At 62.7% G+C, this 13,438-nt stretch carries 13 protein-coding genes; 6 read left to right on the plus strand and 7 right to left on the minus strand.

Annotated features, from left to right (window positions below):
* Positions 1–89: 89 nt before the first annotated feature.
* Positions 90–539, plus strand: coding sequence for a type II 3-dehydroquinate dehydratase (aroQ, locus tag PRJ_RS17565; RefSeq protein WP_014591603.1), 450 nt, complete (start codon positions 90–92; stop codon positions 537–539).
* Positions 536–1,384, plus strand: coding sequence for a shikimate dehydrogenase (locus tag PRJ_RS17570; protein WP_010953360.1), 849 nt, complete (start codon positions 536–538; stop codon positions 1,382–1,384). Before aroQ ends, PRJ_RS17570 begins: the two co-directional genes overlap by 4 nt.
* 113 nt (positions 1,385–1,497) lie before the next feature.
* On the opposite strand, the gene PRJ_RS17575 is transcribed toward PRJ_RS17570, so the two are convergent.
* Together PRJ_RS17575 and PRJ_RS17580 are read right to left on the minus strand one after the other, a co-directional pair.
* On the minus strand, positions 1,498–2,013 hold the full coding sequence (locus PRJ_RS17575; protein WP_104962092.1) for a thioredoxin family protein: 516 nt from the start codon (positions 2,011–2,013) through the stop codon (positions 1,498–1,500).
* A 10-nt stretch (positions 2,014–2,023) separates the two neighbouring features.
* Positions 2,024–2,299, minus strand: coding sequence for a DUF2790 domain-containing protein (locus tag PRJ_RS17580; RefSeq protein ID WP_104962093.1), 276 nt, complete (start codon positions 2,297–2,299; stop codon positions 2,024–2,026).
* Positions 2,300–2,519: 220 nt separating this feature from the next.
* Between PRJ_RS17580 and PRJ_RS17585 the strand changes: the two genes are divergently transcribed.
* The 4 genes from PRJ_RS17585 to PRJ_RS17600 all read left to right on the plus strand — a co-directional run bounded on the left by PRJ_RS17585 (position 2,520) and on the right by PRJ_RS17600 (position 5,833).
* Positions 2,520–3,260: a response regulator gene (locus PRJ_RS17585; RefSeq protein ID WP_003250463.1), complete on the plus strand. Its 741-nt coding sequence runs from the start codon at positions 2,520–2,522 to the stop codon at positions 3,258–3,260.
* Positions 3,257–4,543: a HAMP domain-containing sensor histidine kinase gene (locus tag PRJ_RS17590; RefSeq protein WP_104962094.1), complete on the plus strand. Its 1,287-nt coding sequence runs from the start codon at positions 3,257–3,259 to the stop codon at positions 4,541–4,543. The genes PRJ_RS17585 and PRJ_RS17590 overlap by 4 nt, the downstream gene beginning before the upstream one ends.
* A gap of 169 nt (positions 4,544–4,712) precedes the next feature.
* Positions 4,713–5,330, plus strand: a complete 618-nt coding sequence (locus tag PRJ_RS17595; RefSeq protein ID WP_104962095.1) for a ferric reductase-like transmembrane domain-containing protein — start codon at positions 4,713–4,715, stop codon at positions 5,328–5,330.
* 14 nt (positions 5,331–5,344) lie between these two features.
* A complete protein-coding gene (locus tag PRJ_RS17600) occupies positions 5,345–5,833 on the plus strand; it encodes a DoxX family protein (RefSeq protein ID WP_104962096.1) in 489 nt (162 codons plus the stop codon).
* A gap of 34 nt (positions 5,834–5,867) precedes the next feature.
* Here PRJ_RS17600 and PRJ_RS17605 read toward each other — a convergent pair whose 3' ends face one another.
* The 5 genes from PRJ_RS17605 to PRJ_RS17625 form a co-directional block, all read right to left on the minus strand.
* Complete coding sequence (locus PRJ_RS17605) at positions 5,868–6,563, minus strand: DUF2063 domain-containing protein (protein WP_104962097.1); 696 nt, start codon at positions 6,561–6,563, stop codon at positions 5,868–5,870.
* The gene (locus PRJ_RS17610; RefSeq protein ID WP_064492430.1) at positions 6,556–7,389 is read right to left on the minus strand and encodes a DUF692 domain-containing protein; all 834 of its coding nucleotides are present in this window, start codon (positions 7,387–7,389) and stop codon (positions 6,556–6,558) included. Before PRJ_RS17610 ends, PRJ_RS17605 begins: the two co-directional genes overlap by 8 nt.
* A 74-nt stretch (positions 7,390–7,463) precedes the next feature.
* A complete protein-coding gene (locus PRJ_RS17615; RefSeq protein ID WP_104962098.1) occupies positions 7,464–7,955 on the minus strand; it encodes a hypothetical protein in 492 nt (163 codons plus the stop codon).
* 174 nt (positions 7,956–8,129) lie between these two features.
* A complete protein-coding gene (locus PRJ_RS17620; RefSeq protein WP_049587595.1) occupies positions 8,130–8,681 on the minus strand; it encodes a DUF4174 domain-containing protein in 552 nt (183 codons plus the stop codon).
* A gap of 228 nt (positions 8,682–8,909) precedes the next feature.
* Positions 8,910–13,403, minus strand: coding sequence for an NEL-type E3 ubiquitin ligase domain-containing protein (locus tag PRJ_RS17625; RefSeq protein WP_104962099.1), 4,494 nt, complete (start codon positions 13,401–13,403; stop codon positions 8,910–8,912).
* Positions 13,404–13,438 lie beyond the last annotated feature (35 nt).

Here is a 13,438-nt window from a genome sequence, read left to right on the forward strand (position 1 = left end):
TTCCCGGTGCGACGACCTTGTCCAATTGACGGAACTAACCAGTCAGTACAAAACTACGGGCATTCAACAACAACAAAGCGATGCCCGTCATGAAGCCCCTTATTCTCGTGCTCAACGGCCCCAACCTGAACATGCTGGGCACCCGCGAGCCTGCCCAGTACGGCCACGAAACCCTTGCTGACCTGGCCCAGGGATGCGCCGATACTGCCCAGGCCCACGGCCTGGAAATCGAATTCCGCCAGACCAACCACGAAGGCGAACTGATCGACTGGATCCACGCCGCCCGTGGCCGCTGCGCCGGCATCGTGATCAACCCTGGCGCCTGGACGCACACCTCGGTCGCCATCCGCGATGCCCTGGTGGCCAGCGAACTGCCGGTGATCGAGGTGCACCTGTCCAACGTGCACAAACGCGAGCCGTTCCGTCACTTGTCGTTCGTATCGTCCATCGCCGTCGGTGTCATCTGCGGCCTGGGCAGCCACGGCTACCGCATGGCGCTGAGCCACTTCGCCGAGCTGTTGCAGGAGCGTGCGGCATGAGCCAGCAAGCCATCCTCGCCGGCCTGATCGGCCGCGGCATCCAGCTGTCACGTACCCCGGCCCTGCACGAACACGAAGGCGACGCCCAGGCCCTGCGCTACCTGTACCGGCTGATCGACGCCGACCAGTTGCAACTGGACGACAGCGCCCTGCCCGGCCTGCTCGAAGCCGCGCAACATACCGGTTTCACCGGGCTGAACATTACCTACCCGTTCAAGCAGGCAATCCTGCCGTTGCTCGACGAGCTGTCCGACGAGGCCCGTGGTATCGGCGCGGTAAACACCGTGGTGCTCAAGGACGGCAAGCGCGTCGGCCACAACACCGATTGCCTGGGCTTTGCCGAAGGCTTGCGCCGTGGCCTGCCCGACGTTGCACGGCGCCAGGTGGTGCAGATGGGGGCTGGAGGCGCTGGCTCGGCCGTGGCCCATGCCCTGCTGGGTGAAGGGGTAGAACGGCTGGTGCTGTTCGAAGTGGATGCGACCCGTGCGCAGGCGTTGGTGGACAACCTGAACACCCATTTCGGCGCGGAGCGCGCCGTGCTTGGCACCGACCTGGCCACAGCCTTGGCCGAAGCGGACGGGCTGGTCAACACCACGCCGGTGGGCATGGCCAAGCTACCGGGCACGCCACTGCCGGTGGAGTTGCTGCATCCCCGCCTGTGGGTGGCAGAGATCATCTACTTCCCGCTGGAGACCGAACTGCTGCGCGCGGCCCGGGCACTGGGCTGCCGCACGCTGGATGGCAGCAACATGGCGGTGTTCCAGGCGGTGAAGGCATTCGAGCTGTTCAGCGGGCGGCAGGCGGATGCGGCGCGGATGCAGGCGCACTTTGCCAGTTTCACCTGATAGAAAAGTGTTGGCTTCTTCGCGGGCACGCCCGCTCCTACAGGTACTGCGCAAACGTTACTGATTGCACTCTCCCTGTGGGGCATGCCCGCGAAGAGGCCGGTAGAGGAGAATCACCCTTTTTCATCCAGCAAAGCCTGTATCGCCTGTTCCTGCCCACCATAATCCCCCTCGCCAAAGTGCACATGGCGCACCTGCCCCTTGCGGTCGACAAAGTAATGCGCCGGCCAGAACTGGTTGCCCCAGGCATTCCACACCTTGTAGTCATTGTCTACCGCCACCGGATACCCGATACCCAACCGGGCTACCTTGTCCCGCAAAGTCGCCACATCATGCTCGTAGTCGAACTCGGGCGTGTGCACCCCCACCACCACCAGCCCTTGATCGGCATAGCGCCGCGCCCAATCATTCACATGCGGCAGGCTGCGCCGGCAGTTGATGCAGTCCCAGGTCCAGAAGTCCACCAGCACCACCTTGCCCTTGAGCCCCGGGGCATCCAGGGGCGGCGAATTCAACCACTGGCTGGCGCCCGCCAGCGATGGCATGGCGCCGTAGCTGTCGCGTGCCTTCAGGTGCCCCGCCAATCCAAGCCCCGTCAGCGCCAGCGCAAAACCACCTGCCTTGAGCATCCGGCGCCGATCAGTTTTCATGGCAACCGTCCGTGGCATAGGTGAGGTACTGCACGCTTTGTCGCTGGCCATGGGAGTCAAGGTAGTCCATTCGGGTATTCACCAGGCCGCAGGCATTGTGCTGATCATCCTGCACCGACAGCACTTTCTTCACATCCAGAGGCTGACCGTAGCGGTACTGCATGACCCCGCCATCCTGCATCGGGGCAGTGGCGGCCTGGGCGGCGATGGCACCGAAGCTGAGCACAGCGAACAGGCTGACGCTGGCGATAGTCTTGACGTTCATGGCTTCTCTCCTGGGTAACACTTGGGCGTGAGGAGTGTTGCTCCCCGGTCGAGAGCCATTTCACGTCAGCCAGGTATCCCGCATGTGTCGCCCAACGTTGTGATGTGCCTCCTGCTGTATCCCTACCCGTGCCAGATACACTGCAATACAAACTCCCGCAGGCAAGGGCGAACGCGCTCGGTACACTGCGCCCAACCCACTTTGCACAGGAACCCAGCGCATGGAACACGTCGATCACATCCTGATCGTCGACGACGACCGCGAGATCCGCGAACTGGTCGGCAATTACCTGAAGAAGAACGGCCTGCGCACCAGCATCGTTGCCGACGGCCGGCAGATGCGCGCCTTTCTCGAAGCCAACAGCGTCGATCTGATCGTGCTCGACATCATGATGCCTGGTGACGACGGCCTGCTGCTGTGCCGCGAGCTGCGCGCCGGCAAGCACCGCAATACGCCGGTGCTGATGCTGACCGCCCGCAATGACGAAACCGACCGCATCATCGGCCTGGAAATGGGCGCCGACGATTACCTGACCAAACCGTTCTCGGCCCGCGAACTGCTTGCCCGCATCAACGCCGTGCTGCGCCGCACACGCATGCTGCCGCCCAACCTGACCATCAGTGAAAGCAGCCGCCTGCTGGGTTTCGGTCAGTGGCGTCTGGACACCACCGCGCGCCACCTGCTCGACAGCGAAGGCACCCTGGTGGCCCTGAGTGGCGCCGAGTACCGCCTGCTGCGGGTGTTCCTCGACCACCCGCAGCGGGTGCTCAGCCGCGAACAGCTGCTTAACCTGACCCAGGGCCGCGAAGCCGACATCTTCGACCGCTCCATCGACTTGCTGGTCAGCCGCCTGCGCCAGCGCCTGGGTGACGATGCCCGCGAGCCCAGCTGCATCAAGACCGTGCGCAGCGAGGGCTACGTGTTTTCGCTGCCGGTGCAATTGCTCGAGTCCCCCTCATGAAATGGCCGCGCACCCTGGCCTCGCGCCTGGCGATGATCTTCTTCACCGGCCTGGTGTTGGCTTATGGTCTGTCGTTCGGCCTGCAGGCCTACGAGCGCTACATCAGCAGCCGTTCGATGATGCTCAGCAACCTCGAACAGGACGTGGCGACTTCGGTTGCCATCCTCGATCGCCTGCCTGCAGCCGAGCGTGCCGCCTGGCTGCCGCGCCTGGAACGGCGCACCTACCGCTATCGCCTCGACCAGGGCCTGGCAGGCGAAGCGATGCCCAGCAGTGACCCACCGATGGCCGCCGCGTCGATCGTCAAGGCCATTGGCAGCGACTACCGCCTGACCTTCCTGGAAATCCCGGGGCCCAATGCGCACTTCCAGGCGCACCTGAAGCTGGCCGACGGCGCGCCACTGACCATCGACGTGACGCCAGCACCGGTCCCGGTAGCCCGTTGGTTGCCCGTGGTACTGCTGATTCAGCTGGCTGTGCTGTTGCTGTGTACCTGGCTGGCGGTACGCCTGGCCATCGGCCCGCTAACCCGTCTGGCCCAGGCAGTGGACAACCTCGACCCGGACCAGCCCGGCGTGCAACTGGATGAAAGCGGGCCACGCGAGGTGCGTTACGCTGCCGTGGCCTTCAACGCCCTGCAGGCGCGCATTGCTGCCCACCTCAAGGAACGCATGCAGTTGCTGGCGGCCATTTCCCACGACCTGCAAACCCCGATCACTCGCATGAAGTTGCGGGTCGAAGTGATGGATGAGGGGGTCGAAAGGGACAAGTTCTGGAGCGACCTGGATGAAATGGAACACCTGGTGCGCGAAGGCGTGGCGTATGCCCGCAGCATGGACAGCAGCACCGAAGCGACCTGCCGGGTCAACCTTGATGCCTTTCTCGACAGCCTGGTATTCGACTACCAGGACAGCGGCGCCCAGGTCGAACGCCACGGCAGCAGCGATACCCTGCTGGAAACACGCCCGCATGCGCTGCGCCGGGTACTGGTGAACCTGGTCGACAACGCCCTGAAGTTTGCAGGTGCTGCAGAGCTGCAAGTGTCTCGCGAGGGCAGTACCACCATCATCCGCGTGCTCGACAACGGGCCAGGGATACCCGTTGACGAGCTGGATGAAGTGCTCAAGCCGTTCTACCGGGTGGAAGGTTCACGCAATCGCAGCACGGGTGGCACCGGCTTGGGCCTGGCCATTGCCCACCAGCTGATCCGGGCCATGGGGGGCCGGCTGACCCTGAGCAACCGCGAACAGGGCGGATTGTGCGCGCAGATCGAACTCACCTGAACGGCTTCTGCGATCGTTGGCAGGAACGGCCTTGTGTCTCGATCGGGCCGTTCCTGTAAGAAGCGAGGTCGCCTCTACAAACAGATACACAACTGCATCCCCCTGACACACTGCAGATACCCCGCCTCGAGACACTCCCGGTCACACAACCACACCCCGGGAGTCCCTGATGAAAGCCTTCACCTTGCCCACCGGCTGGACGCTGTTCGCCGCCCTCGCCGGCCTGACCTTGGCGATGACCGCCGTAGTCCTGGCCTGCCAACCTGACCCGGATGGCTTGCGCAGTGCCATCCGTGCCACCGCACGCAGCTCGTTCGCACTGTTCCTGCTGGCGTTCCTGGCCTCGTCGCTGGTGACCTTGCTGCCTGGCACAGCAAGCCGTCGCATCCTCCAGGAGCGACGCTACCTGGGGTTGGCATTCGCGTTCTCCCACACCGTGCATGGCGTGCTGATCTATCGCTACGCCCAGCAATTCCCCGAGCTGTTCTGGGCCGGCCGCACGCTCACTTCCAGCCTGCCCGGCACGGTCGGCTACCTGTTCTTGCTGCTGCTCACCGCCACCTCGTTCAAGGCCCCCATGCGGCTGTTGGGCGGCCGTGCCTGGCAAGCGCTGCACAGCAGCGGCATGTGGGTGCTGGCTGCCGTGTTCTGCCTGTCGTTCTACAAGCGCATCCCCATGGGGGGGTGGTACCCGCTGGCGTTCGCCCTGATGTTCAGCGCCATCGCCGTCAAGCTAACCGCCAAAGTGGCCCGTAAACAACGCCGCAGCACCCGCGCCCTTGCCTGAAGAGAGAACCGCAAATGACGACCTTGACCCGTACCCTGACCACCGTTGACCGCCTCGGCAGCTGGAGCGCCGACGTGCCATTACGGGTATTTTTGGCCTGGGAGTTTTTCGAATCCGGCCTGGAGAAATTCAACGGCAGCAACTGGTTCGCCGACCTGCAGTCCAGCTTCCCGTTCCCCTTCAACCTGCTGCCCGCGGAGCTGAACTGGCAGCTGTCGATGTGGGCCGAGTTGGTACTGCCGTTGCTGCTGTTGCTGGGCCTGGGTACCCGGTTGGCATCATTGGGTTTGATGGTGGTGACCGTTGTAGCGATAGCGGCAGTGCACTGGCCGGCGCACTGGTCGGGCCTGGCGGAGCTGGCCCAAGGCTATGCCATTACCGACCAGGGCTTCGGCAATTACAAGTTGCCGCTGATCTACCTGGTGGCGTTGCTGCCACTGCTGCTCAAGGGCGCCGGGCGCCTTAGCCTCGATCATTGGCTGGGCATGCGGTTCGGCAAATGAGGATCGGGGGCTGCTGCGCAGCCCCCCAATGCCTTCAAACTGTTCCGACAATGACACCCTGCTCGCGCAATGCTTCCAACAATGCCAACCCTTGCTGCATATCTCCGCCCAATGCCTGCAGCCGCTCTCTTCCAGTCCCTTGCTCCACCAGCAACCGATATGCCATAGGTGCCAACCGGGCAAAGCGCACCTGCAACCGGGCATCGCGATAAACCAGCAGCAAGCTCGGCGATGCTGGGGCAACCGTTGGCTGGTAGTCCACGCCAATGCCTTCCACCGGCCAACGATAGGCCAGGACCCGCGCCACACAAGACAACAACGGCTCTCCAGCCAGCAGGTCACCACCCGGGTCATGCGCCGGATCCTCGGCATCGCTCAGGTACAGTTGCGCCTCGACCCACTCATAGTGCGCCAGCTCCAGCTGCCAAGGGGTGTCCAGCGCCACATGTTGCAGGTAGTCGACGAACGTCTCGGCAATTTCGGTAAACAACGGCGTCTGGCAACGGTAACTGGCGTAGAAATCACGTACTCGGGCATGCCAGCGCTGCTCGCCCAACGCCTGGCGCATCACCGGGAAGCTGCCAGCCAGCAAGCCTTCGATGGCGCCATAGAACAACTCACGGTAAACCTTCAGGCGCCGGGCCTCGACGCCGGGCGGCGGGGCATGGCGCTGTGGGTCGCGCAGGTGACGGGCCAAGGCATACTGCTGCGCACGCAGGGTCTCATTCATCTGCTTGCCCTCCGGCAGCGCATTGCACAGCACGCATACGCGCCGTCTCGGCCAACAGTTCGGCCAAGGGCGGGTAGTTGAAATCACGTTCAAGCACCGTCGGCTGTACGCCAAAGCGCGCACAAGCGCTGGCGTACAGCGCCCAGACATCTTCCTTCACGGCTGCCCCGTGGGTATCCACTTTGAGGTCCGGCGCTTCATCGTAATGCCCGGCAACGTGCATCCCGGTCACGCGCGCCTGGGGCAAGCCTGCAAGGAATTGCTGGGCGTCGTAGCCATGGTTGCAGGCGTTGACATAGACATTGTTGACGTCCAGCAGCAGGTCACAATCCGCTTCTTCGAGCACCGCCTGGATGAAGTCGAGTTCGCTCATCGCCTGATACGGCGCGGCATAGTAGCTGATGTTCTCCACGGCAATGCGCCGCTCCAGCTGCTCCTGAGCCTGGCGTATGCGCGCGGCCACATGGCGTACGGCTTCATCGGTGAACGGGATGGGCATCAGGTCGTACAGGTGCCCGTCATCACTGCAGTAGCTCAGGTGCTCGCTGTACAGTCGCACCTGGTATCGGTCGAGAAACTGCCGGGTCTGCTCGAGGAAATGGCGGTCCAGCGGCGCACTGCCACCCAGCGATAAAGACAACCCATGACAGGTGACAGCAAAGCGCTCCGCCAACTGGGCCAAGCCCTTGCCATAGGCGCCGCCCACGGCAATCCAGTTTTCCGGCGCACACTCCAGAAAGTCCACTGCACCCGCCTCCATGGCCAGCAGTTCCGGCAACAGGCCGCGACGCAAGCCTAGGCCGACGTTCAACATCGCAGGAAACATAAAAGTTCTCCAACAGGCACAACGCCCCACCTGGCCAGCAGGAGGAGCGTTGTGGCGTTTCATGGGGTAGAACGTCAGGGTTTGCCGGTCAGGTGGCTGAACAAGCCGTCCGGCATGGCTTTGCCATTGGCCTGGTAAATCGCCTTGAGGTGATCGGCCGCTTCCTGCTCGGAGATGAAACCGTCATGGTTGCGGTCGATCGTGTCGAAATCACCGGCACGGTCCTTGGCCACCGCCAGAAACTCTTCGCGCGAGACCTTGCCATCGTGATTGCTGTCGGTTCTGGCGAACGAGGCGTCACCACACTTGCCTTCACCACACTTGCCCTCAGCCCCGGCCTTGGCGCCGGCGCCGCACTTGCCCTCACCACACTTGCCTTCGCTTTGGGAAGCCTTGCCGCTCCCCCCGCACTTGCCCTCACCACACTTGCCCTCGCCGGCCACTTTGGCCGAGGCCAGTTGGTAACCTTGAGCCAGCGGCTCGACGGCGAACGCACTGTTGCTCAATGCCATGCTGCCGATCAGGGCGGCGCCGAGCAGGCCGAGGGTGTTTTTTGCTTGAGTCATGATGCAGCTCCACTGGGGTTGGAAAGTGGAGCCATTAGGCCGTTGCGGTTTGTCGGGGATGTATCGTGCCAGGCGCGCTTTTGTATGGCAGTAGGTCTGCAGCACAGGCAGATACAGTGCGATACACACCACCCGGCAACGGGCCCCAAGGTGCCTTGGGGCCATGAGGCGTGATCAGTCTTCCAGCGGTTTGGGCGGGGCCGCTGGCTTGGCGGGCTTGGCCGGCTTGCTGTCCTTCTCCTTGGCTTGCGGGGCCGCCGCTACGGGCTCGGGTGCCGCCACCGCCTTTTCGCTGGCAGGCAGATCGTCGACCGCCTTGAGGATCACCTGCGGGTCGATGGCCTCGCCGGTGTCGTCGTCCTTGAGCATGTGCCGCTCACCGTCCTTGCCCACCAGAATCACCTTGGTACCCTTGCTCGCCCCCAGCTTCAGTTCCCGAATCAGGGCCATTGTGGTCTGCTGCTCCAGGTTCTTGTCTTCTCGCTTGCCCATCATGTTGGCGACGCTGTACAGGACAAGGTTGCGCTCCTTGAACGCGGCCTGGGTGGCCGGGTCCTCAAGCGCCTTGTTCAGCCCTCGCAACGTCGGGTCGGCACTGCTGGGAGCGATAACCACCAATGGTCTGGCCTTGCCCAGTTCCTTGGCTAGAGGCGCATCACTGTCTGCGGCAAACAGGGGGCCGGCAACAGCAAGCAAGGTTGCGAGGGTCAGTGACCGGACAAGCATGCGTATCTCCTTATTGTCTCGATATACCAATGACTACAGATCATGGAGAAAAATCCGACAGGGAGCCTAAACCACTTCATTCCAGAACGGGGTGTGCAAAAGTAACTGTCGATTTCCGAGCCACCTGAAGCCAAGACTACGTTGCTGGTACAAACCACAGTCAGCTTGATTGAGCATAGCCCAAAGCCGCTTTGGCAGGGCCAGGCGAGCCCTTGCCCTGAGCGTATGTCAACGCACATCGATCGATGGCCCCTTGGGTCCCACTTCCATCGCTTGAATCGTCATATCCAGCATCAGCCCTCTGCGTGCAGTGCGCTGAGCATCACGAATAGCATCCGCCTGGTCGATCATGGCCCCTTCGCTCAGCGCTTCGTCGTCAAGCACCCTTTCAAGCTGCCTTCTGAACGGCAGGTCGACCGCAGCGAATCGCTCAGGATGGGAACGCTCCAGGTGCGCCTGCCAAAATTCACGGTCAACCATGGAGCGGGCAACCTCTTCCGGGGTTTCTGCTTCCCGCACCGCAGCCTCTGCTTGTGCAAGGTCCGCATCCAGAACGCCTGAGATCGCAAGAAAGCTCATTTCTCCCACCTGCAATGGCAGGTCGAGACGCTCCCTCAGCCCGATCCTGAAAGCCAACCCCACCTCGCTTCCTTCCAGCGTCCTGCCATGCTGTAGCGCCCATCGGGTAGCGAACAGGTCGACTGCATCCTGGCGCCATAAACGCCTGCCCAGGTCTAGCAAAGCGCGTTCGCTTTCTCCTTGAGCCGCGTGCTCAACCTGCCAAACCAGCAAGTTCAGTTCAAGGTTGCTCAAGCACCAGGTCGCACCGTCCTGGCACCCCCACTCATCATTGGCCACCGACAGCAAGTTCTGCCGCAGCTCTGGCGTAATGGCCATCGCCTGCAGTACCGCCATGACCCGATTGCCCAGTGCACGCGCGTTGACACGAAAGTCTTCGGACAGCAACAACTGGCGAAGCACCCGGAAAAAACGCTCGGCGGCCTGCCCTGAATCCAGCGAGTCCCAGGCAGCAAGCATCAAGCCGCGATGCTCCGGGGCCACGGCATCCCCCCATACTTCACGCGCGTGCTGCAGCCGCAGAAGCACTTGCTCTTCGTCGAGGGCAGGATCGTCGCTGCTCAACGAAGCCTGCAAGCGTGACGTCTGGGCCTCGCCCAAGGGGTTCGCATTCAAGCGGAACCGCCGCCGCTGCCACACGGGCAACTGGTAGAAACCCTCTGGAATGTGCCTGATCCGGTTATCCCGCAAGTCAACGGATACCAACTGGGCGTTGTCGAACACGCCCAGTGGAAACTGCGAGATCTGTGTGTCTCGCAAGTTCAGCCAACGCAATTCAGCCAAACCCGCCAACGTGAACCTGCTCCCCAGGGGGTTGTGGGACAGGTCGAGAGACTGCAGGCTCGTGCAACTGGCCAGTGTGGCGGTTTGTGCAATGTTCAGGACGATCCGGTTGTTGGTCAGGCTCAGATGCCGCAACTGCGCTATCTGCAGCAACGGCTGCGGAAGGCGCGTCAGCAGGTTCCCTCCCAGATCGAGGGTTTGCAGGTTAGGGAAAGCCAGCAATAGGCTGCTGGGCACCTCCAGAAGGTCAAGGTGCAGCAGCGACAGGCTGGTCACACCTCTGAAGCTGACCTGTGGGGGTATGTTGGGCAAGCCGCTCGATCTGAAATTGCAGAACATGACGTGGAGGTTTTCCTGTGCATTGATTTGCAGTTCCCCCACGCCCACCGACCGCCGCCAGCAATTGAACAACGTCTGGCGTAGAGCCTCTCGATCTTCCCTGACATCGCCCTGCCCTCGTGCCACCCAGGTATTCAGTGTCATGCGCAGGATGGCGAACTCATTGCGAAGGTCAGCCAGTACGTGTTCAATCTGATGCCCTGAACGCCTGGCGTCATCGGCGAAGGTCTCGACCTGCTCATCACTCAACCACGGAAAGAGATCGCGCAGCGTTGCCCTCAGGGCACTCCCCCTTGATGCGAAACCACCTACTCCGCCACCACCCAGCGGGTAGCCGATACGTCCATCGGCCAAGCGCATGGGCCCTCGGACAGCACCTGGGCGTACCGCGCCAAGCAAACGACTGATCTCATCACGATGGCGTGTCGCTTCGCGCGCCAGCATCACCCTGAGGTTGTGCGCGAATGGATCACCGATCCCCATCGCCTGCCGTTGCGCTTCGGTATAGGCTGGCGCCATGACGTCGAACAACTCCCCTGCCTCACCCAGCGCCGTGCCCTGGCTGCCATGCAGTTGAAACCTACCGTTGACGTGCACCAGATCGAACGCCCGCGGCCCTTGCTCGGTCTTCGCCAGTATCGGCCCGCCCAGGGAGCCTTCGTACAGGCGCCAGCGCACACCTTGTTCGCTTCCGGGTAGATACCGCAACAAGCCCAAGGCCACCCGTGCCAGGTCTGCATGCTGCGGCGTATCAAGGTACAACGCTTCAAATACCCGAGCCTGACGGGTAGCCAGCACGCTGCCCCTTGCCGCCTCGGCCAGCCCCAGTGCAACCCTTCCGCTGGACAGCAGCCGCATGCGATCAACGCTGCTGGCGGCCTGTACCAGTGCTTGCGCAGTGCGCGCGCTCAGCCCCGGGAACACCCGGCGCAGCGCCGCGCTGCCAGGGGTGTCGCTGGGCTGCAAGGCTTCGAAAAGGTGCTGCAGCAGTGTTCGGCGCTGCGTCCAGGCCAACGCGGCCAGTGCCTGATCTGTCAGGCCACTCGCACCTGGCAGGCGCCGAGCGTGATCGAGCACTGTTGTATCGTCTACCGGCTCGCCGCTGCGCAAACGGCCAATCATGCTGCGGATACGTTGATCAAGCCTGACCCGCGCCACGCTGTCGATCATCCCGGGGCTCGGTGCCTGGGCGTGTACATGCAGGCCACGCAGGTCGTCGCCATCAAGGCCGTGGAACAGCAGAACCTGATCGATCTGTTCGTCATTCAGCCCACTGAAGGGTTCGCCCAGACGCCGGAACATGCGGTATCTGTCGGTCCACCGAGCCGGTTGCTCGCACCACAATCGCCAGGCACCAGAGCCGTTATGACGCAGCAACGGCCCGTGGCCGTCGACCGGATACAACTGCCATTGATCATCACCCGCCTCTGTCACGCGATAGTGATGCCCGTCCATTTCGATCCAGGCCCGCCCGTCCTGACGCCGAATACCCAAGGCGTCCGGGCTTGAGGCTGCAACGGGTGCCTGGCTTTGAAACGGGGTCACGTCTTGTTGCCAGAGTTTCTCAGTGCCGTCCTCCAGCCGAGCCGGCACCAGGGCATCGACCTTCGCAGAGCGTGCCCAAAACCGTCGAGCCACACCCACCCCGGCTACCGTGGTCGCCAGCACGGCAAGGTCTGTCGCCACATGGATCAAATGGTCGAGCGCCTCCTGGCGATCGCCTTCCTGCCAGGCCTCGACGCCATGGTAGACCTCACCCAGCAGTTCGCAGGCCGTCACGGCCAGCAGCGCCAGGCCAAGCCCTGGCAGAAAGAAACTGGCCAGGTTGAGCAGCGCCCATCCTTCGGCTTCAAGGCGCAGGTCATGCTGGCGCTGAACCTCACGATCCAGCCTGGCCACGGGGACCGCGATCATCGCCGCATCGTCCTTGATCTGGTGGATATGTGCCTGTGCCAGGCTGATGAACAACGGCTGCGGGTAAGCCTGCAAGCGCGGTTCGAGATCGCGGAAAGCCCAGCTCGGCAGGTCATCGAAGCGCTCCGCGACCTGGGCGAAAAAAGCCTGGCTGTCTCGCCGCAGAACGAAGCGGCTGAAAAAACGCTGGTAGGCCTTGTCTCGCAAGCAACGGCCCAGTTCGCGGTTCAGTTTGTCGATGCTCTCGAACGCGCGCCAGGGCGAAAAAGGGTCCCCAGGCACGTAAAGCAAAACCCGCCGCGTCGTGTTGAACAGGACGCCCTGCTCAATGACAACGAACACGGTGACCTGCTCGATCTGGCAACCCAGCAATTTCAGTTGCCTGGCCAGCACAAGGTCGCCCGCCAGGCGCGGCAGCTCCCCCTTCTCGCACACAGCCACCATCACATTGAGTTCGCTGGCATCGAGCGTTCCCTCCTGCCTGGCTTTGTAGGCGTCCACAAGCATGGTGTAGCGCCTGGCATCTACAAGCTGAGACACCAGGCGCTCGGCATTGCCAGCGGGTGTGAGGATGGCATCCAGATGACGTTGATAGCGCTCACCCAGGTCCAGCTCACGACACAGTCCGGCAAACTCGATGCTTGTAGGGGGTTTGACCGTGCCGTGGCGTGGAAGCAGCAGGCGGTTACCGCGCGGCTGGCCACCTTCCTGCGCCTGGGCGGCCGTGAAGTTGCGCAATGCCACTTCGAGCAGCGGCTTTTCTTCATAGACCACGGCCGTCAGGTGCGCGCCCACCGGCTGACTGTTGATCACAGCTTCCCGGCGGCCCTCCAGAAACCTGAGCGAGTAAGGGTTACGGCCAAGCCCATAACGCTCTTTGAGAGCCTTCCCCAGGGCTGATGCGACGAAACTGTCGATGCCCTCGATACCTCGCAGCACCGTGTTCACTTGCTCACAGCAGCGAAGGCTGTTTGACAATGCCCTGCCGATCTCAGGCAGTTGCTCAGCAGGTGCATGACGCAACCAGGGTGGCAGGCGCCTGCCGATGATGCCGTCCTGGAAAGCATCGATGGCGGCCTGCGCATCTGACGGCAAAGTGGTGTCCATAGCGGGGGCCTCTTCATGAAAAGAGGCCAGACTAA

This window comes from Pseudomonas sp. XWY-1, assembly GCF_002953115.1.
Taxonomy (GTDB): domain Bacteria; phylum Pseudomonadota; class Gammaproteobacteria; order Pseudomonadales; family Pseudomonadaceae; genus Aquipseudomonas; species Aquipseudomonas alloputida.

Excerpts from the sequence above, each read along its gene's own strand:
- aroQ (WP_014591603.1), top strand. The coding sequence starts at position 90 with ATGAAGCCCCTTATTCTCGTGCTCAACGGCCCCAACCTGAACATGCTG.
- PRJ_RS17570 (WP_010953360.1), top strand. The coding sequence starts at position 536 with ATGAGCCAGCAAGCCATCCTCGCCGGCCTGATCGGCCGCGGCATCCAG.
- PRJ_RS17575 (WP_104962092.1), bottom strand. The coding sequence starts at position 2,013 with ATGCTCAAGGCAGGTGGTTTTGCGCTGGCGCTGACGGGGCTTGGATTG.
- PRJ_RS17580 (WP_104962093.1), bottom strand. The coding sequence starts at position 2,299 with ATGAACGTCAAGACTATCGCCAGCGTCAGCCTGTTCGCTGTGCTCAGC.
- PRJ_RS17585 (WP_003250463.1), top strand. The coding sequence starts at position 2,520 with ATGGAACACGTCGATCACATCCTGATCGTCGACGACGACCGCGAGATC.
- PRJ_RS17590 (WP_104962094.1), top strand. The coding sequence starts at position 3,257 with ATGAAATGGCCGCGCACCCTGGCCTCGCGCCTGGCGATGATCTTCTTC.
- PRJ_RS17595 (WP_104962095.1), top strand. The coding sequence starts at position 4,713 with ATGAAAGCCTTCACCTTGCCCACCGGCTGGACGCTGTTCGCCGCCCTC.
- PRJ_RS17600 (WP_104962096.1), top strand. The coding sequence starts at position 5,345 with ATGACGACCTTGACCCGTACCCTGACCACCGTTGACCGCCTCGGCAGC.
- PRJ_RS17605 (WP_104962097.1), bottom strand. The coding sequence starts at position 6,563 with ATGAATGAGACCCTGCGTGCGCAGCAGTATGCCTTGGCCCGTCACCTG.
- PRJ_RS17610 (WP_064492430.1), bottom strand. The coding sequence starts at position 7,389 with ATGTTTCCTGCGATGTTGAACGTCGGCCTAGGCTTGCGTCGCGGCCTG.
- PRJ_RS17615 (WP_104962098.1), bottom strand. The coding sequence starts at position 7,955 with ATGACTCAAGCAAAAAACACCCTCGGCCTGCTCGGCGCCGCCCTGATC.
- PRJ_RS17620 (WP_049587595.1), bottom strand. The coding sequence starts at position 8,681 with ATGCTTGTCCGGTCACTGACCCTCGCAACCTTGCTTGCTGTTGCCGGC.
- PRJ_RS17625 (WP_104962099.1), bottom strand. The coding sequence starts at position 13,403 with ATGGACACCACTTTGCCGTCAGATGCGCAGGCCGCCATCGATGCTTTC.